Annotated in this window: 17 protein-coding genes; 11 read left to right on the top strand and 6 right to left on the bottom strand. The window is 60.4% G+C overall.

Translation table 11 applies throughout. The features are described from left to right. The first annotated feature begins 51 nt into the window (after positions 1 to 51). The 3 genes from purF to VF629_RS13870 all read left to right on the top strand — a co-directional run bounded on the left by purF (position 52) and on the right by VF629_RS13870 (position 3,182). Positions 52 to 1,548 (top strand): amidophosphoribosyltransferase, encoded by a 1,497-nt coding sequence (gene purF, locus VF629_RS13880; RefSeq protein WP_331059089.1) that lies wholly within the window; start codon positions 52 to 54, stop codon positions 1,546 to 1,548. 68 nt (positions 1,549 to 1,616) lie between these two features. Then, positions 1,617 to 1,997 carry a hypothetical protein gene (locus VF629_RS13875; RefSeq protein ID WP_331059088.1) on the top strand — a complete coding sequence of 127 codons (381 nt, stop codon included), beginning with the start codon at positions 1,617 to 1,619 and terminating at the stop codon, positions 1,995 to 1,997. A gap of 87 nt (positions 1,998 to 2,084) precedes the next feature. Next, positions 2,085 to 3,182 (top strand): AIR synthase-related protein, encoded by a 1,098-nt coding sequence (locus tag VF629_RS13870; RefSeq protein ID WP_331059087.1) that lies wholly within the window; start codon positions 2,085 to 2,087, stop codon positions 3,180 to 3,182. 535 nt (positions 3,183 to 3,717) lie between these two features. Here VF629_RS13870 and VF629_RS13865 read toward each other — a convergent pair. Then, on the bottom strand, positions 3,718 to 5,208 hold the full coding sequence (locus VF629_RS13865; protein ID WP_331059086.1) for a nicotinate phosphoribosyltransferase: 1,491 nt from the start codon (positions 5,206 to 5,208) through the stop codon (positions 3,718 to 3,720). A gap of 51 nt (positions 5,209 to 5,259) precedes the next feature. Between VF629_RS13865 and VF629_RS13860 the strand changes: the two genes are divergently transcribed. After that, positions 5,260 to 6,021 carry a DUF1345 domain-containing protein gene (locus VF629_RS13860; protein WP_331059085.1) on the top strand — a complete coding sequence of 254 codons (762 nt, stop codon included), beginning with the start codon at positions 5,260 to 5,262 and terminating at the stop codon, positions 6,019 to 6,021. Positions 6,022 to 6,078: 57 nt separating this feature from the next. Here VF629_RS13860 and VF629_RS13855 read toward each other — a convergent pair whose 3' ends face one another. Then, positions 6,079 to 6,735: a response regulator transcription factor gene (locus tag VF629_RS13855; RefSeq protein WP_331059084.1), complete on the bottom strand. Its 657-nt coding sequence runs from the start codon at positions 6,733 to 6,735 to the stop codon at positions 6,079 to 6,081. A 273-nt stretch (positions 6,736 to 7,008) separates the two neighbouring features. Here VF629_RS13855 and VF629_RS13850 point away from each other — a divergent pair, with 273 nt between their 5' ends. Further along, positions 7,009 to 7,659 carry a response regulator transcription factor gene (locus VF629_RS13850; protein WP_331059083.1) on the top strand — a complete coding sequence of 217 codons (651 nt, stop codon included), beginning with the start codon at positions 7,009 to 7,011 and terminating at the stop codon, positions 7,657 to 7,659. Between the two features lie 90 nt (positions 7,660 to 7,749). Here VF629_RS13850 and VF629_RS13845 read toward each other — a convergent pair whose 3' ends face one another. Next, positions 7,750 to 8,250 (bottom strand): HAD-IIIA family hydrolase, encoded by a 501-nt coding sequence (locus VF629_RS13845; RefSeq protein WP_331059082.1) that lies wholly within the window; start codon positions 8,248 to 8,250, stop codon positions 7,750 to 7,752. A 159-nt stretch (positions 8,251 to 8,409) separates the two neighbouring features. Here VF629_RS13845 and VF629_RS13840 point away from each other — a divergent pair, with 159 nt between their 5' ends. The 3 genes from VF629_RS13840 to VF629_RS13830 all read left to right on the top strand — a co-directional run bounded on the left by VF629_RS13840 (position 8,410) and on the right by VF629_RS13830 (position 10,329). Then, positions 8,410 to 9,339: a hypothetical protein gene (locus VF629_RS13840; protein WP_331059081.1), complete on the top strand. Its 930-nt coding sequence runs from the start codon at positions 8,410 to 8,412 to the stop codon at positions 9,337 to 9,339. A gap of 156 nt (positions 9,340 to 9,495) precedes the next feature. After that, positions 9,496 to 10,074: a sigma-70 family RNA polymerase sigma factor gene (locus VF629_RS13835; RefSeq protein WP_331059080.1), complete on the top strand. Its 579-nt coding sequence runs from the start codon at positions 9,496 to 9,498 to the stop codon at positions 10,072 to 10,074. 9 nt (positions 10,075 to 10,083) lie between these two features. Continuing rightward, a complete protein-coding gene (locus VF629_RS13830; RefSeq protein ID WP_331059079.1) occupies positions 10,084 to 10,329 on the top strand; it encodes a hypothetical protein in 246 nt (81 codons plus the stop codon). Between the two features lie 58 nt (positions 10,330 to 10,387). Here VF629_RS13830 and VF629_RS13825 read toward each other — a convergent pair whose 3' ends face one another. The 3 genes from VF629_RS13825 to VF629_RS13815 all read right to left on the bottom strand — a co-directional run bounded on the left by VF629_RS13825 (position 10,388) and on the right by VF629_RS13815 (position 12,455). Beyond that, a complete protein-coding gene (locus VF629_RS13825; protein ID WP_331059078.1) occupies positions 10,388 to 10,714 on the bottom strand; it encodes a 2Fe-2S iron-sulfur cluster-binding protein in 327 nt (108 codons plus the stop codon). Positions 10,715 to 10,848: 134 nt separating this feature from the next. Further along, entirely contained in the window at positions 10,849 to 11,865 is a 1,017-nt protein-coding gene (locus tag VF629_RS13820; RefSeq protein WP_331059077.1) for an NAD(P)/FAD-dependent oxidoreductase, read from the bottom strand. 164 nt (positions 11,866 to 12,029) lie between these two features. After that, positions 12,030 to 12,455 carry a hypothetical protein gene (locus VF629_RS13815; RefSeq protein ID WP_331059076.1) on the bottom strand — a complete coding sequence of 142 codons (426 nt, stop codon included), beginning with the start codon at positions 12,453 to 12,455 and terminating at the stop codon, positions 12,030 to 12,032. Positions 12,456 to 13,025: 570 nt separating this feature from the next. On the opposite strand from VF629_RS13815, the gene VF629_RS13810 reads away from it, so the two are divergent. From VF629_RS13810 to VF629_RS13800, 3 genes are all read left to right on the top strand, one after another. Next, positions 13,026 to 14,159 (top strand): hypothetical protein, encoded by a 1,134-nt coding sequence (locus tag VF629_RS13810; protein WP_331059075.1) that lies wholly within the window; start codon positions 13,026 to 13,028, stop codon positions 14,157 to 14,159. Positions 14,160 to 14,254: 95 nt separating this feature from the next. Then, positions 14,255 to 14,665: a hypothetical protein gene (locus VF629_RS13805; protein ID WP_331059074.1), complete on the top strand. Its 411-nt coding sequence runs from the start codon at positions 14,255 to 14,257 to the stop codon at positions 14,663 to 14,665. 121 nt (positions 14,666 to 14,786) lie between these two features. Next, positions 14,787 to 16,268, top strand: a complete 1,482-nt coding sequence (locus tag VF629_RS13800) for a hypothetical protein (protein WP_331059073.1) — start codon at positions 14,787 to 14,789, stop codon at positions 16,266 to 16,268. Positions 16,269 to 16,508: the final 240 nt, after the last annotated feature.

Here is a 16,508-nt window from a genome sequence, read left to right as displayed (position 1 = left end):
CGGCTGCGCTCGACATGACGTTTTTATTGACCAGAAATAACTCCAATTGATATGTGCGGAATAGTAGGTTTTCACGGTCCTGACGATGTTGTTGCCGACATGGTGGTGGGCCTCACCGCCCTGCAGCACCGCGGGCAGGACGCGGCCGGCATCGCCACGTTCGACGGCACGTCGTTTCACCTGCACAAGGGTCAGGGCTTGGTGAACGACGTGTTCAAGAAAAAGCACCTGAAGAAGCTGAAGGGCAACAGCGGCATCGGCCACGTGCGCTACACCACGCAGGGCGCCAACGATTCCAACCTGGCCCAGCCCTTCACCACCAGCTACCCCTTCGGCCTGGCGATGGTGCACAACGGCAACGTCATCAACTTCCGCGACGTGGCCAAGCGCCTGCACGACAAGTACCACGTGCTGCCCAAAACCACCAACGACCTGGAGCTCATCATGTACACCTTCGCTTCGGAGCTGCGCGTGAAAGACCTCGACCACCTCTCCGTCGTCGACATTTTCGACGCCGTGGAAACCACCCAGGAGCTGGTGAAGGGCGCCTATGCCACCATCACACTCATTGCCGGTCACGGCCTGCTGGCCTTCACCGACCCGCTGGCCATTCGGCCGCTGGTGTTGGGCCGCCGCGAAAGCGCCACCGGCCCGGTCTACGCCTTCGCTTCGGAAAGCACCTGCTTCGATTTTCTGGGCTTTGAATTCGTGGAGAACGTGGGCCCAGGCCAAGCCATATTCATCGACAACGACTACCAGGTTCACTACAAGAACCCCTACGAGCTGCCCAAGAATTTCTGCGCCTTCGAGCAGATTTACTTTGCCCGCGAAGACTCCACCATCCACGGCCGCTTGGTGGCCCGCGAGCGGGTGCGCCTGGGCAAAATACTGGCCCGCAAAGTGTCAAATGCTGGCCTCAAGCCCGACATGGTGATTGACGTGCCTTCCTCGGGCTACTTCTCCGCTTCCGGTTTGGCCGAGGCAATCGGCGTGCCCTACCGCCGGGCGCTGGTGAAGAATAACCACATGGGCCGCTCCTTCATCGTGGCCACCCAAGCCGGGCGCGAGGACGTGGTGAAGAAGAAGCTGAACCCCATCCGCGAATTTGTGGAAGGTAAAAAGATTGCCGTGGTGGACGACAGCATCGTGCGCGGCACCACGTCGCGCCGCATCGTGCGCTTGCTGCGCGACGCCGGCGCCTCCGAGGTCTACTTCATTTCCAGCGCCCCGCCCATCGTCTCGCCCTGCATCTACGGCATCGACATGGCCATGAGCACCGAGCTGATTGCCGCCAACTACACCGAAGACGAAATCTGCCGCTACATCGAAGCCGACCGGGTTATCTACCAGGACTTACAGGACCTCCAGGAGCTGTTCTCCGAAGAGAAAGGCCACGGCGGCAGCTGCTTCGCCTGCTTCTCCGGCAAGTACCCCACCGGCGACGTGACCCATTACCTGCGCCACGTGCAGGAAGAGCGCGCCAGCCATCGCGGCGATAAAAAAGGCCAGTCGGTGAGTGCGAAAGCGCCCGCGCCGACTGAGCATTAATTTAAATTTTGGTAATGGGCCGGTTTGCGAAAAAGGTCATTGGTCGTGTGCTTGCAACGGCTATTTGCATGGCTATTATCAACGCGCTTATGGATTCGGAACACCCATTCGTATTCCTGAAAACGACATTCTTTTATTTGATTGCCGTGGTAATTGTTCTAGCGGTGGTTGGGGCAGTATTCGGTTATTTGAAGTATTTCATTCCGTTGCGGAAAGAGCAGGGATTTGCCTATGTGTATGTTGAATCTGACGGCACTGTGCGCGAATTGGATGCAGAAGAGGAAGCGTATTTATGTACGGAGTTCTCTCCTGGCGATGGCGGGCGACCATACATAAAAAATCGGTACAACGGGAAAAGCTATAACGGTAGCATAAGTGGATTTATATACCGTAACCGGGTTCCCAAAGCCATTGCTATTGGACCTAAATCACCACAAGCCAATTCCTGATTAGGTAAACTGTTAAATCAATCAAAATCGTCCGCGCCGCCGTGGCTCCCCCTCCACCGGAGAGGGGCCGGGGGTGAGGCCCCCACCATGAACGACACCAAAAACAACCCCGCCGGCTACTCCATTGAAGAAGGCAACGCCGCTTCCCGCAATGCCTACGGCTGGGCCAAAAAGACCTTCGCCAACCGCGCCGGTAAGCCCGGCGAAGCTGCCCAGGACCTCGACGGCGGCTTTGCCAACGAAATCCGCTTTGGCAACGCCCGCCTCGGCATCAGCTCCGACGGCATCGGGACCAAGATTGAAGTGGCCGAGCGCGTGGGCCGCTACGACACGCTGGGCTTCGACCTGGTGGCCATGACCGCCGACGACCTCATCGTGGCCGGTTTCGTGCCCACCAACCTCTCCAACATCATCGACGTGAACCACCTCGACTACGACGTGGTGGACCAGATGATGCGCGGCCTGCACGACGCCTGCAACTTCGCCCAACTCGCCATCACCGGCGGTGAAATCGCGGAACTCGGCAACCGCATTGGCGGCTGGCCCGGCGCAAAAATGAATTTTAACTGGTGCTCCACGGCCATCGGCAGCCTGCACCCCAGCCTGGCGCGCCCCCTGAGCGGCCACACCGCTCAAGCCGGCATGGCCGTGGTGGCCATCCAGTCGCCCTCTTTCCGCTCCAACGGCTACTCGCTGGCCCGCAAAACCCTGCAGCGCCTCTTCGGCGACAACTGGCACGAGGCGCCCTACGACGGGACCGACGCCGACCAATACGCCACCTGGGGCGACGCCATGCTCGCGCCCTCGCTCATTTATTCGCCCGGCGTGGCGGCCCTGCTCGACGCCGGCCTGCCCTTGCACGGTGCCGCCCACATCACCGGTGGCGGCGTGGCCGACAACTTCAAACGCGTCCTCAAAAACGGCCTCGGCGCGGTGCTGGACAACCTATTCGAGCCCCTGCCGGCCATGCAGCGCCTCTGTGAAATCGGTGACCTCAGCCCCGAAACCGCCTACCTCTACTGGAACATGGGCACCGGCATGCTCATCGTGACGGAAGAAGCTTCCGCCGCCGCCGTGGTGGCCTCGCTGGAAAGCAATGGTTACGCGGCGCAGGTGGCGGGGTACCTTACCGCTGAAAGCGGCGTGACGTTGCGGGTGGACTCGGGAGAGCTGCGGTACGCATAGTCTATTTGTGGTAACGAGCTTTTTCCCATTCGGCTGTACAACCTCCGTAATGGGTGCTGTCGGGATAAGACATGTAGAAGTTCTTTACCATAACAAAAGAAGGCTTCTCTATTGGAATAGGGACTACTTGCGCTTCAATGTCACAGTTGCGCCATCTCATTGCACCTATGTACGTCACGCCTGTGGTCAAACGAACTTGATAGTGCCCAGTGCCCTGCGAGTCGATAACGACTTCATGTGTGCCGTTAGGTAAGCGCCGGGTGAAAACAACGCGTACGCCCGTCAGCAAATCAGTCGTGTCGCGCGTGCCAATCAGGGAGCCTTTTACCAAAATAGTGTGTGGCTTTGGACTCGTCAGTTGACTGGTGTTCCTGCCCAGCTGGCAACCCACGCACAGCACTAATACCGAAATCAAGCTCTTCCACATTGGTGTTTGCCTCTTACTAATTAAAGAATGCCAGAGTAATTATCGAGTTAACGAACTTGCACAAATTGCTTTATAATAGAAGACGAGTTCAGACAAACCCAGACTGCACTACGCCCCCCGCACCGGCTTCTTGTCCAGAATGAGCTGCGTGCGGTAGTCGCACAGGTTTTTCTCCAAGCCCACGGGGTAGGTGTGGGGGTTGAGGAAGCGGCGGATGCTGGGGTCCAGGCTTTGCACTTCGCGCTGGGCGTGGGCCCGGCTTTCTGTGAGGGTGGGGAGGTCCAGCACGCGTTTGCCTTCCCGGAATACGGGCTCCAGCAGTTCCTTGAACTTCGTTTCGGGCTTGATGGCTAGGCGGCGGGTGTAGTCGGCGGGGTCAACGATGGTTAGCTGGTCGGGGAGGGGCTCGGCGGTGTTGTAGAGCATGTCGGCGCGGGGCTTGCCATACTCATTGAGGTAGCGCCGCACTTGCAGGATGCCGGGGATGCTGGTTTTGGCTACTTGCTCCGAGAGCTTGATGGTGAAATCCCAGCCCGAGTCGTCGGCTTTGCGCAGGGCAGCCAGCTTATACACTCCTCCTAGCGCCGCTTGGTTATAGGCCGTCACGAGCTGCGTGCCCACGCCCCAGGTATCGATGCGGGCACCCTGCTGCTTGAGGCTGGTAATGAGATTTTCCTCCAAGTCATTGCTGGCCACGATGCGCGTGTTGGGGAAACCGGCTTCGTCGAGCACGGCGCGGGCCTCGCGGCTGAGGTAGGCCAAGTCGCCCGAATCGAGCCGAATGCCGGCCAGCTCGTGGCCCTTGGCGCGCATTTCGCGGGCCACGTGAATGGCCCGGCGCACGCCTTCTATCGTGTCGTAGGTATCTACCAGGAACACCGAGTCGTCGGGGAAGGCCTGCCCGTAGGCCGAGAAGGCCTCGGTTTCGTCGCCAAATGCCTGCACCCAACTGTGAGCGTGCGTGCCTTTCACCGGAATGCCAAACCGTTGCCCGGCCAGCACGTTGCTGGTGGCGTCGGCCCCGCCCAAATACGCGGCCCGGCTGGCCCCAATGCCACCGTCAAATCCCTGCGCTCGCCGCAGGCCAAACTCCAGAATCTGGTCCGAAGGCCCAGCGGCCTCGCGGATGCGGGCCGCCTTGGTGGCAATCAGCGTTTGGAAATTGACGAGCGTGAGCAGCGCCGTTTCCAGCAGCTGGGCCTGTAGTAACGGCCCGCGCACCCGAATCAAGGGCTCGTTGCCGAAGACTACCGTGCCTTCCGGCACCGCGTCCACGTCGCAGGTAAATTTCAGGGCCCGCAAATACTCCAGAAACTCCGGCGGAAACAGCACCCCGCCTTTGCTGCCGCGCAGGCTGCCCAAATAAGCCAGGTCGTCGTCCGAAAAGCGCAGGTTTTCCATCCAGTCCACGGCCAGGGCCAGGCCGGCCGCTACCGCGTAGCCGCCCTGAAACGGGGCTTTGCGGAAGTAGAGGTGAAACACCGCTTCGCGGTCCTGCATGCCCTGCTGCCAGTAGCCGTAGGCCATCGTGAGCTGGTACAAGTCGGTGACGAGGGCGAGGGAGGGGGCGTACAGGCCGGAAAGGGGAGCGGAGTTCATAAGCAGAGCAATGACGGCGAAGGCCACAAAGGAAGCAACGGCAGCGAGGAGTTGCGCACTACCCGCCGCGCCAACGCCGCCGCGGCGCTCATGCCGCAGGGCGTTACTTTGCAGGCCGTGCCGCCATCTTCTCCTTCCGCCGTTTTCCGAGTTGTCCACCTCATCGGGCAGATTCCTGCCAAGTACCGGCTACTGATTGGGTTGGGGCTGGGCGCCGCGGCGTGGGCCCTGGCTCCGGCCGGGGAGGACGCCCTCAGCCGCTCAGTAGCCGCTTGGGACGTGTATGCGGCCAGCACGCTGCTCATTATTGCGGCGGCCATGTTCACGGCCGATGCTGCTACCATTCGCAAAGTGGCCAACGGCGAAGACCTCGGCCGCGTGCTGGCGTTTGTGTTTGTGCTGGTGTCGGCGGTGGCGAGTTTGCTGGCCGTGGTGGCCTTGCTGGGCACGCTCGACTCCATGTCGCGCGCGGCGCTCACCCGCCACGTGGCCCTGTGCGTGGCCGCGGTGTTGGAGTCGTGGCTGCTGGTGCACACCGTGTTCACGCTGCACTACGCCCACATTTACTACGACGCCGACGAGCAACGCGGCGGCGACACCGGCGGCCTGGAATTTCCCGGCCAAGACCCCGAGCCCGACTACCTCGACTTCGCCTACTTTGCCTTCACCATCGGCATGGCCGCCCAAACCGCCGACGTCACCATTCCCGGCCGGCGGCAGCGCCGCACCGCCCTGCTGCACGCCATCATCTCCTTCGGCTTCAACACCGCCATTGTGACCCTGAGCATCAGCGCCGTGGGCGGGCTATTGTAAATGGTAAACAGCTAGTGGTAGATAGTGCGCTTGTCATTCACCATTAATTGGTAGTCATTAAGAAATCAGTCCCCGGCTCACGGCTAGCTTGATGAGGGCGGCGGTGTTCTTGGCCTGGGTTTTGGCGATGATGTTTTGGCGGTGCGTTTCGATGGTGCGCTTGCTGGTGAACAGTTTGTCGGAGATTTCGCCGTTCGTCAGGCCTTCGGCAATGAGCTTGAGCACCTCCAGTTCGCGGGCGGTCAAGTCGGAACCCGAATTGCTGCCGCTGTCGTCGATGCTGACGCTGGCCGTTTGCGCCACGGCTTTGTAGAGCATGTTGAGGCCAATTTCCGTGCACAAAAACTGGTTGCCCCCGGCCACCGTGCGAATGGCGTGCGTGATTTCGCTGATGGCGGCGTTTTTCAGCACGTACCCCAGGGCCCCCGCGTCAAACATGCGCGCCACGTAGTTTTCGTGGTCGAGCATGGTGAGCACCAGCACGCGCACCTCGGGAAACCGGCGGCGCAGCTCGGGCATGGTGGCAAAGCCGTCGAGCACGGGCATTTGCACGTCCATGAGCACCACGTCGGCGGGCGTCGTTTCCAACATGGCCAGCACCTCGGCGCCGTTGCTGGCTTCGCCCACCACTTCGAGGTCGCCGTCGGCGGAAAGCAGGGCTCGGATGCCGTCGCGCAAAATAGTGTGGTCGTCAGCAAGAAGGATGCGGGTCATAGCGGGGGAATAGAAAAGGGGGTAACGGAAAAGGGGGTAGCGGAAAAAGCCAGCGCACAAAGGTGGGCCAAAGAGGCTATACGCAAAACTAGGCTCCGTATTTGTACCAAATCACCCCGCATAGAGTACTTTTTTGCCGGGATTTATACGGCTTTTGCCGCTGAATTCGAGGGTTGACTTTTCCGAAGCTGTACTTTCGAGGTGCTCAAAATGGACTTAGCGGCTCACTTTCCGCTAAAATGAGTCTTTTAGTTTGTCGTTTGCCGCTACTTTATGATTCTTTTGCTTCTCACCGATGGCCACACTCTGACGCGTGAGGCACTGCGCATCGGGATGGAAGCTGCCAAGGACGTGGCGGTGGTAGGGGAGGCAACTACCGGCGACGAACTGCTGGCCCTGCTGGAAACGACGCCCGCCGACGTGGTGTTGCTCAACCTGAGCCTGCCCGGTCCCGATGCCTTTGCGCTGCTGCCCGCCCTGCGCGGACAGTACCCACAGGTGCGCGTGCTGGCGCAAGGCGACCTCACCAACGAACACTACGTGGCCCGGGCCTTCGACCTGGGCGTGCACGGCTACATCCTTAAAAGCACGCTGCCCAGCGAGCTGCTGCACGGCCTGACCACGGTGGCGGCGGGCCGCCCGTTCCTGTGCTCGGCCATCGGGCTGGCCTTGCTGGGGCGTTTTCACACCAGCGTTCCCGCCGACAGCGAGGCCGCCCGCGCCGCCCTGGGCCTGAGCAAGCGCGAAATGGAAGTGCTGGGCTTGGTGGCCGAAGGCCTCACCAACGCCGAAATCGCGGTGAGACTGTTCACCAGCAAGCGCACCGTGGAAACGCACCGCCAAAACATCATGGACAAAACCCAGACGCGCAACACCGCCGCCCTCATCAAACTGGCGGCGCGCCAAGGCCTGTTGCCCGATTAAGCAGTGAGATGGTGCGTGGTGAGTTTGCTGTTCAAGCCGCGCCTGTTGCGCCGTCAAAACAGCAAACTCGCCACCTCACCACGCACCATCTCACCGTTCTCGCGCGGCGATGATGAATTCGGCTAACTCGCGGAAGCAGCCGTGGCCTCCGGCCGCCTGGCAATGAAAGTCGGCCACGGCCCGGGCAAAGGACGTGGCGTCGCCGGGGCATGCCGCCAGGCCCACCATGCCTAGTATTTCCACGTCGTTGGTGTCGTCGCCGATGAAGGCAACTTCTTCGGGCTGCAAGCCGGTCCGGGCCAGGATTTCCCGCAGGCAAGCGGGCTTGTCTTTGATGCCCAAGTGGAGCTCTTCAATGCGAAGCTTGGCCGCGCGGGTGCGCACCGACGGCGACAACTCGCCGGTCATGATGCCCGTGGCGATGCCAAGCGCGCGCAGCCGTTCCACCCCCATGCCGTCGCGGATATTGAAGCGCTTCATTTCCTCGCCGCGCTCGGAATAGTACACGCCGCTGTCGGTGAGCACCCCGTCGCAATCGGTTAAAACAAGGCGAATGCGGCGGGCACGGGCAGTGAGGTCGGCTAGTTTCATAAAAGCAAGAAAAACAACGGAAAGAAATTGACTAAATCGAGTATTAAAAGTGAATTTGACCGCAAGAAAGGCATTTTTTTGTAAATACTCGTTAAATAGCAATTGTAATTATCCCGGAAACCGTAACTTGGCTTAAAGAATTACTTATCCTTGTATCTTATGAAGAATCAGTTGGCTATGGGCGCCGCGCTCGCCCTCACAATATCCTTCTCGTCATATGCACAGTCAACCCGGCAAGCCGTGGTTGAAGCCGAACAATCCTTCGCCGCCCAGGCCGCGCAAGCAGGCACCACGGCTGCATTTGTTGCCAACAGCGCCCCCAACGCCCTGGTGGCCGACAACGGCAAATTGGTGAATGCGCAAGAGTTCTGGAAGGCGCAACCGGCAAAGTCCGGCAGCCGCCTGACGTGGTACCCGGTGCTGGCCGATGCCGCTCAATCGGGCGACCTTGGGTACACCACCGGCCCCTGGACCTCTTTTCAGAACGACAAGCCCCAGGCCGACGGCGAATACGTGACCGTGTGGCGCAAGCAGCCCGACGGCAAGTGGAAATTTGTGGTGGACATGGGCATTCAGCGCATTGGCACCGCGCCCGCCAAGCCCGCCACCGTGCCCCAGCCCCGTTTGCTGGCGGCGGCGGCCACTCCGAGCACCGCGCCCTCGAGCGTGGTGCTCGACCTCGACCGCAAGTTTTCAGAAGCGGAGATGATGAAACCCGGCGCCACGTATCAGCAATACCTGAGCGCCGAGGCCCGCCTCTACCGCCCCGGCCTGTCGATGATGCAAGGCGAAGCTGCCGCGGCCAACATGAAAAACTTGGAAGGCCGCTACTTCTTTGCGCCCACCGGCGGCTACCTGGCGGCGGGCGGCGACCTGGGCTACGTGGTGGGCGAATTCCGCCGCGAGGCAACGCCCAAACACGCCGAGGAAAACGGCAGCTACCTGCGCATCTGGAAACGGGAGGCCGTGGCCGGCTGGAAGCTGGTGGTGGAAGTATTCAACAACACGGAGGCCCCCAAGGACGCCAAAGGGGCCGCCGCCGCCGATGGCGGGGGCGCTACCAGCGAGCAAGCCAACAAGCGCGACTAACACCGTCCTGCCGTTCTGCGATTGATGCCAACAAGGCCTTCGTCTCACGTGAGACGAAGGCCTTGTTGATGAAGGGAAGCTTCGGCTGCGGCGGTTGTTTGCCAGCACAGTTGTAATCTTGCGATGCGGCTTTTGCTGGCCTTTGCGTCGCGCTACATGACTTCATCTCTCCCAGTTCCGGCCCAGTGGCCCGACCGTTACGGCGACGAGCTCTACCGCTTTGCCCTGAGCCGGGTGAGCGATGCCGTGGCCGCCGAAGAACTGGTGCAGGAAACCTTCTTGAGCGCCCTCGACGGCTTGGCCACCTTTCGGGCCGAGGCGTCGGAACGGACGTGGCTTTTCGTTATTCTGCGCCGCAAAATCATCGATTACTACCGTCGCCAAGCCCGGAGCATCCACGTCAGCCTGGACGCAATCGGCGAAACCGGCCCAACAGAAGCAGATTTCTTTGACCCCGAAACCGGGCATTGGGCCGATGCCCAGGCGCCCGCCAGCTGGCTCAGCGCCGACGCGGCGTTGGAACAAGCCGAGCAGCACGACATCCTGCAGCGCTGCCAAGGCCGGCTGCCGCCGCAGCAAGGAGCCGTGTTTGTCATGCGCTTTGTGGAGGAATTATCCGCCGAGGAAATTTGTAAAGAGCTGGGTTTGACGGCCGCCAACTACTGGATTATCGTACACCGGGCCAAACTGCAGTTGCGCCGCTGCCTGGAAAAGCACGGCTTGGGCAAGAATTAACCTCTGTTTATGCAACGACTCATTACTTGCCAAAGCGCGACCCTGCTGCTCGAAGAGCAGGCCGACCGACCCGTGGCCAAGGAAGTGCGCGCTGGCCTGCTGTTGCACCTGCAGTACTGTCCCTACTGCAACCGCTACGCCGAGCAAACGGTGCTCGTTGCCGACCTAGCTCGCGCTGCGGCCGCCGCCAGGGAAACCACCGGGCCCGCACTGTCAGAGCTTGCTAAAGAACGCATGCGCCAGCTCCTGGCCTAGATGTAAAAGAATCAGTAACCAAAACAAGTCCAGCCTGCTATCAGGCAAGAGAACTAACTCAGGCGCCGGTGGGAGCGAGGCGTACCACCAAGCCGTCAGTGTGGGGCGTGAGGCGAATCTGGCAGCTGAGACGGCTGCCTTCGTGCACCACGGGCAAGGTTTCCAGCATATCCAATTCGTCGTCGCCGGGCTCGGGCAGGGCGGGTCCGGCCAGCACTTCCACATGGCAGGTAGCGCACAGCGCCATGCCGCCGCAAGTGGCCATGATGTCGTAGCCGCTGGCTTTCAACAGTTCCATGAGGCTAAGGCCCATGTCGGTGGGGCCCACAATTTCGGTGCGCTGTCCGGGGGCTTCTTCGACGTAAACGCGGATATCTTCTTGCATGAATTGGTTGGTTGTAGCACCCAAAATAACGTCAGAATGAGCGAAGCCGAAGCATTTCCCTGTTGCACTAACCTTGATTAGTGGCGCAGGAGAAATGCTTCGGCCTCGCTCATTCTGACTATTGGTCCACCAGTTTACATGGATGGCACCCCGTTCACCGTCGTGTATTTGAGGGTGTATTTCTTGTCGGGGAAAATGTATTTGAACGCGCCCTGGCACATTAGCGCGGCCTCGTGGAAGCCGCAAAGGATGAGCTTGAGCTTGCCCGGGTAGGTGTTGATGTCGCCGATGGCGAACACGCCGGGCAGCGAGGTGCTGTAGTCCAATGTGTCAACTTTTACGGCATCGTTCTCCAGCTCCAAGCCCCACTCGCCGATGGGGCCGAGCTTGGGCGTGAGGCCGAAAAGCGGGATAAAGTGGTCGAGCGGCACGGTTTCGGCTTTGCCGTCGTTGCCGGTGATGGTCACTTCGGCCAGCTTGCCGTTGCCGTGCAGGTGCGTAACGTTGGAGCTGAGCACGAGCTTGATTTTGCCGGCTTCGGCCAGTTTCTGCACTTTCTCGGCCGAGTCGGCGGCGCCGCGGAAGGTGGTGCCGCGGTGCACGAGGGTCACGTCCGAAGCCACGTTGGCGAGGAAGTTGGTCCAGTCGAGGGCTGAGTCGCCGCCGCCGGCGATGACAATTTTCTTGTCGCGGAAATGCTCGGGGTCGCGCACCATGTAGTGCACGCCTTTGCCGCCCTCAAACTGCTCCAGGTTTTCCACGGCCGGCTTGCGCGGCTCGAACGAGCCCAGGCCGCCGGCAATGGCCACGGCCTTGCACTGAATTTCGGTGCCGTCGGTGGTGTAGAGCTGGAAAGAGCCGTCCTCCAGTTTCGCAAACCGCTCCACCCGCTCACCCAGCGTGAAGGTGGGGTGAAAGGGCTCAATCTGCTTCATGAGGTTGTCTACCAAGTCGCCGGCCAGGATTTCGGGGAAACCCGGAATGTCGTAAATCGGCTTTTTTGGATAGATTTCGGACAGCTGGCCACCGGGCTGGGGCAGCGCGTCGACCACGTGGCAGCGAAGCTTCAACAAACCCGCTTCAAAAACGGCGAAAAGGCCCACTGGGCCGGCTCCGATAATGCAGATATCGGTGGAAATCGTATTGGACATAGTCGCAAATAGGGGCCTGGACAGGCGCCGGGTTCAACGCGGCCACCCGCCACGGGGCGCCGCAATGCAAAGGTACGGCCCACGGCCGGGGCCGCCAACGCGACCCGCCTGATAACAACCCGACGGCCTAAATCGTTGGCCCAGCGCACAAAATCGACTTCAGCCTAGCCAACTTCCGCCAGGTTAACTTCGGGCACGGCGTTTAATTCGTCGAGAAACTGGGCCGCGTCCCACAAGTTGAGAAACTGGCGCACGGGCATGGCCAGGCTGGTGGTAACGGCGGCAGCCCGGCGGCCGGTCGAGACGCCGGGTACGTGAATTTCGGCCACCATCCGCACGCTGCGTTCCACTATCAGCTGCTCCACGGTTTTAAAGCTGGTGTGCAATTGCGGGCTGCCGTGGTTGATGACCTGCATGTCGCTGAGGATGGTGAAGCCGGGCTTCACCGTGGCCAGGGCCGCGTGCCAGTCTTCGAGGTAATGCGGCAAGGCCGTAGCCTCTTGCATCGGTTCGAAATTCTGGTAAAAAATGAGATTTTTGGTGTCGTCTACCGTGAGCTGGTACTCGGGGCGAAAAGCAATGAGGCGCATAGCAGCACGAAAAACAAAGGAAATGAACGGCTGAACCGCAGGACGATATTAGTACTTAGTTTGGGTATTGGTATTTGTAGCGCTACAAATTTAAGCTGAAGTGTCCGACGCAGTGCTGCGCTCTGCGCACTGGGTCGACTTTACTGCCTCACCCAAAGGCGCGTAGCTGGTTGCCCGCATTCTACGGCTCCCGTTATTTAATTCACTGCAACACGTTTTTAGCAGTGAATTAATACGTATTTCAATAATGAAATGAATGCCGCCGCGGGTACCATTAGGGGGGCGCTTGCGTTTAGCGGCCAAGTTTCGGCCGCGGGGCACTTCGCTGCGTAATGCCTATACTTCGCCAAAATCTAGCCTAGCGCTTGTACTATGCCACTATTTGATTCTGCGGGGCGTCCGGCCGCGCGTTTTTTTGCCGGTTTCCGGCGTCTGAGTGCGCTTTTGGGCGTGATGGCAGCCGTGAGTAGCTGCGGCTCCGAACCGAGTGAAAACACCGCCAGCAAACCGGCCAAAGGAACAAAGCCCACCGCAGCAGCACCTGCCGCTGAGCAGGCGGCTCCTTTAAATGTGAGCGTCTTCCTGGAGTATTCGGGGGGCATGAGAGGCTTTGTGCCGCGCGGAGGGGCCGACAAGCCCGCCACGGAGTTTCAGCGGCGCATCGGGGCCCTCCTAACCGAAACCCAGGTGAGCGGGGCCGTGGCCAACCGCAAGTACTACTTGTGTGAAAACGCCGCGCCGCGTGCCGTGCAGTTTGCGCAGCTGCGCGACGTGGTGCAGGGCGAAGTGAACCAGGCCGCCCTCGGCACCGAGCTGCCGCAGATGCTGGAAGGCATTCTGAGTATGCCGCAAGCCCCGCAGCAGGTGAGCGTGGTGATATCGGACTTCATTTATGGGCCGGCCCGCAAGTCGGATTTTTCGCAGCTGCCCAACCTAATTCGCACGTCCATTGCGCCCGTCAGCCAGCAGCAACTGGCCGTGGCCGTGTTTGGCGAAACCTCAAAATTTTACGGCACCTACCACCCGGCCGTGAAAACGCCTATGGCCAAGCGTACCCTCAACGGCGAAAAAGTGCCGTACTACGTGTGGGTGATTGGCCCGCCCGCGTTGGTGGCCCGCTATTCGGCGGAAGTATTTAAGAATGCGCCGGTCCAGCAGGCCTTCTTTGGGTTGAAGACGACCACGCCGGCTTTTGCGCCCGTGCTCACCAAACTGACCGACGTAAAACTGAAGCCCAGCGGCAGCGTGTACGGCGAGGGCAACGGCCTTACGCTGAACGTGTCGGACGACCCAGTTGATTTTACGGTGGGGGTTAATTTAAAAGAATTGCCCGCGGCGTGGCAACAACCGGCATTTTTGGCCCAACATCTGCAGGTGCGCTTGCCCAACGGCCAGGCGTCGCTGGTGCCCAACTCGGTGCGTCCGCTCACGGAAGACGAGCAGAGCGGGCAGCCGGTGCTGGCGCCGTACACGCACGTGCTGCGGCTGCGGGTGAGCAAGCTGGCCAGCCCCACGGCCACGCTCAGCGTGGCGCTGCCCGCGCCGGAAACGCCGGAGTGGGTGGCGGCGTGGTCGACTAGCAACGACAATACGCCGGCGTCCCGCACGTTTGGCCTCGACCAAATTCTGGCGGGCGTCCGCCAATCGTACCCAACCCCGCTGGCGCCCGTATTCACGGTTCAGCTTCCGATTAAGAAAGATTAGTTGTCAGGTGCTCGTTGTCAGTTGTCAGGTTGCTCTGAGGGCTGACGACACCGAAGCCTGACAACCGACAACGAACAACTGACAACCAATACCCAATGCAAACATTCTTCACCAGCCTGTATTCGGCCCTCATTTCCATCTTTCAAAGCCAGCGCCCGGCCGACTACGGCCTGTACAAAACCGACCTGTTTTCGCTGGTAGGCTGGAGCACCCTCGGCGTGGCCCTGTTGCTGGTACTCGCTTTCTACTATGTGTTCAATTCGGCCCTGCGAACGGGCATGTTCCGTACCACGCACTGGGTGCTCACCCTGGCTCTGGCCGCGGGCCTGGGCACGTTTATGGCCCACAGCCTGAGCAAAGGGCACGGCGCCGAAGCCAGCAGCTACCTGGGTTACTTTATGGTGGTGAACATGGTGGTGGCCGCGCTGTGGTTCCTGCTGTTCTCGGTGCTGCTGAAACGGTGGAGCACCTATGCACGCACTACGCCTTTTGTGGGACCGTTCTAGTAATGTAGCGCGAAGCTCCAGCTTCGCGTATTGGCCGCGCCGAAGTGCGGCCTGCAATTAAGTCTTAAAGCCAGTCGGTTAACGACACGCGAAGCTGGAGCTTCGCGCTATTTTCAACGCTATGTCCAAACTATTCATCTTTGCCGTGGGCGGCACCGGAGCACGCGTCCTGCGCTCCCTCACCATGCTGCTGGCCTCGGGCGTGCGCATTCCCAATTGCGACCAAGTGGTGCCCGTCCTCATCGACCCCGACACCCAAAACGGCGACGTGACCCGCACCGTGGCCTTGCTCAAGCGCTACGCTCGCATTCACGAGGCCCTGTACAGCGACGGCCAGAAGGAAAAGGCCGGCTTCTTCAGCCAGCCCATGAACACGCTGGCCCACCTGAACACCAGCGGGGGCGGCGAGGAGCTGCGCGACTCGTTCGTGTACGACTTCGGCGGCATCAGCCAGCCCTTCCGGGATTACCTGAAATACAACGACCTCTCGGTGGAAACGCAGGGCCTGGTCGATTTGCTCTTTACCCAGGACAGCCTGGCGGCCAACCTGGACGTGGGTTTCCGCGGTTCGCCCAACGTAGGCTCGGTGGTGCTGAATGCCGTGGTGCAATCCAAGGAAATGCGCTACCTCGCCCAGAGCCTGCAAGACGGCGACCGCGCCTTCTTTATCAGCTCAATTTTTGGCGGCACGGGCGCCGCTGGCTTCCCGCTGCTGGTGAAAAACCTGCGCGATTCCAATTCGGCCCTGGCCCACCCCGAAGTGCGCCGCCGCATGAAAGCCGGTGCCTTGGTGATGCTGCCCTACTTCAAGCTGCAGGAGCCGTCGGCCGATGAAAAGGCCGCCGGCCAGGACTTCATCGACTCAAATACCTTCATCACGAAGACCAAAACTGCCCTGTCGTACTACGCCGACAACCTGCAAGGGCTGGAGGCCATGTACTACCTGGGCGACCAGCCCGGCCAGCCGCTGGCCAACCATCCCGGCCGCGCCGAGCAGCGCAACCAGGCCCACTTGCTGGAAATGCTGGGCGCGCTGTCGGTGCAGCACTTCATGGAGGTGCCCGACAATCAGCTCGACACCAACCAGCCGCTTTTCCACGAATACGGCCTCAAGTCGGACGCTGCCGAGGTGGACTTCGGCCAGTTGCCCGCCGACTTGCGCCAGGAGGTGGCCCGCCCGCTCATTCAGCTGCATTACTTCGCGCGCTACTTCCTCAAGCACACGCCCGACGACGCCAAAGCGCCTTACTACGAGGCTGGCGACCTAGCGGCGCAATTGCGCAACAACCGCGCCCTGCGCGAGCTGTACGACTTCTTCGGCGAGTACAACGAGTGGATTCGGGAGCTGGGCGTGAACCAGCGCCGCTACACCGCCATTCGGGCCGAGGAAATGGACTTCAATAAAATGGTAGCCGACAAATCGGTCGAAACCGGCATTTTCAACAAAGGCATCACGCCGGGCTACTTCCGCGACGAGCTGACCAAGGCTGTAGGCAAGGATACCTTGAAGAACCCGACCGAGAATGAGGCCTTGCGCTGGATAGTGAAGGCGTTTGAGGAAGCCACCGGAGAGATTTTGGATAAGAAGCTCCAGTATTCGTAGGCGGCTCGCGCGACCTTAAGTCATTGCGAGCGGAGCGAAGCAATCCTTCCTCCCTAAGTGACCAGTCTCGAGTCGTGACTAGCTTTTTACTTAAGTTGAAGCAGGACTAACTGCTTCACCAATTTTAAACTCATTACATCAAATAGGTGACGCGCTGAGAACAGGACGGATTGCCACGGGCTGCGCCCTCGCAATGACTGACGTACGCTCTACGACACGCGCCACCTGACCGAAAGTAAC

The organism is Hymenobacter sp. (genome assembly GCF_036388155.1).
GTDB lineage: Bacteria > Bacteroidota > Bacteroidia > Cytophagales > Hymenobacteraceae > Hymenobacter.
The sequence above is the reverse complement of the archived record's forward strand: the minus strand, read 5'-3'. Positions and strand labels throughout refer to the sequence as shown.

What these genes read in the sequence shown, in the direction of transcription:
- purF (WP_331059089.1), top strand. Translation starts at nt 52, where the DNA reads ATGTGCGGAATAGTAGGTTTTCACGGTCCTGACGATGTTGTTGCCGAC.
- VF629_RS13875 (WP_331059088.1), top strand. Translation starts at nt 1,617, where the DNA reads ATGGCTATTATCAACGCGCTTATGGATTCGGAACACCCATTCGTATTC.
- VF629_RS13870 (WP_331059087.1), top strand. Translation starts at nt 2,085, where the DNA reads ATGAACGACACCAAAAACAACCCCGCCGGCTACTCCATTGAAGAAGGC.
- VF629_RS13865 (WP_331059086.1), bottom strand. Translation starts at nt 5,208, where the DNA reads ATGAACTCCGCTCCCCTTTCCGGCCTGTACGCCCCCTCCCTCGCCCTC.
- VF629_RS13855 (WP_331059084.1), bottom strand. Translation starts at nt 6,735, where the DNA reads ATGACCCGCATCCTTCTTGCTGACGACCACACTATTTTGCGCGACGGC.
- VF629_RS13850 (WP_331059083.1), top strand. Translation starts at nt 7,009, where the DNA reads ATGATTCTTTTGCTTCTCACCGATGGCCACACTCTGACGCGTGAGGCA.
- VF629_RS13845 (WP_331059082.1), bottom strand. Translation starts at nt 8,250, where the DNA reads ATGAAACTAGCCGACCTCACTGCCCGTGCCCGCCGCATTCGCCTTGTT.
- VF629_RS13840 (WP_331059081.1), top strand. Translation starts at nt 8,410, where the DNA reads ATGAAGAATCAGTTGGCTATGGGCGCCGCGCTCGCCCTCACAATATCC.
- VF629_RS13835 (WP_331059080.1), top strand. Translation starts at nt 9,496, where the DNA reads ATGACTTCATCTCTCCCAGTTCCGGCCCAGTGGCCCGACCGTTACGGC.
- VF629_RS13830 (WP_331059079.1), top strand. Translation starts at nt 10,084, where the DNA reads ATGCAACGACTCATTACTTGCCAAAGCGCGACCCTGCTGCTCGAAGAG.
- VF629_RS13825 (WP_331059078.1), bottom strand. Translation starts at nt 10,714, where the DNA reads ATGCAAGAAGATATCCGCGTTTACGTCGAAGAAGCCCCCGGACAGCGC.
- VF629_RS13820 (WP_331059077.1), bottom strand. Translation starts at nt 11,865, where the DNA reads ATGTCCAATACGATTTCCACCGATATCTGCATTATCGGAGCCGGCCCA.
- VF629_RS13815 (WP_331059076.1), bottom strand. Translation starts at nt 12,455, where the DNA reads ATGCGCCTCATTGCTTTTCGCCCCGAGTACCAGCTCACGGTAGACGAC.
- VF629_RS13805 (WP_331059074.1), top strand. Translation starts at nt 14,255, where the DNA reads ATGCAAACATTCTTCACCAGCCTGTATTCGGCCCTCATTTCCATCTTT.
- VF629_RS13800 (WP_331059073.1), top strand. Translation starts at nt 14,787, where the DNA reads ATGTCCAAACTATTCATCTTTGCCGTGGGCGGCACCGGAGCACGCGTC.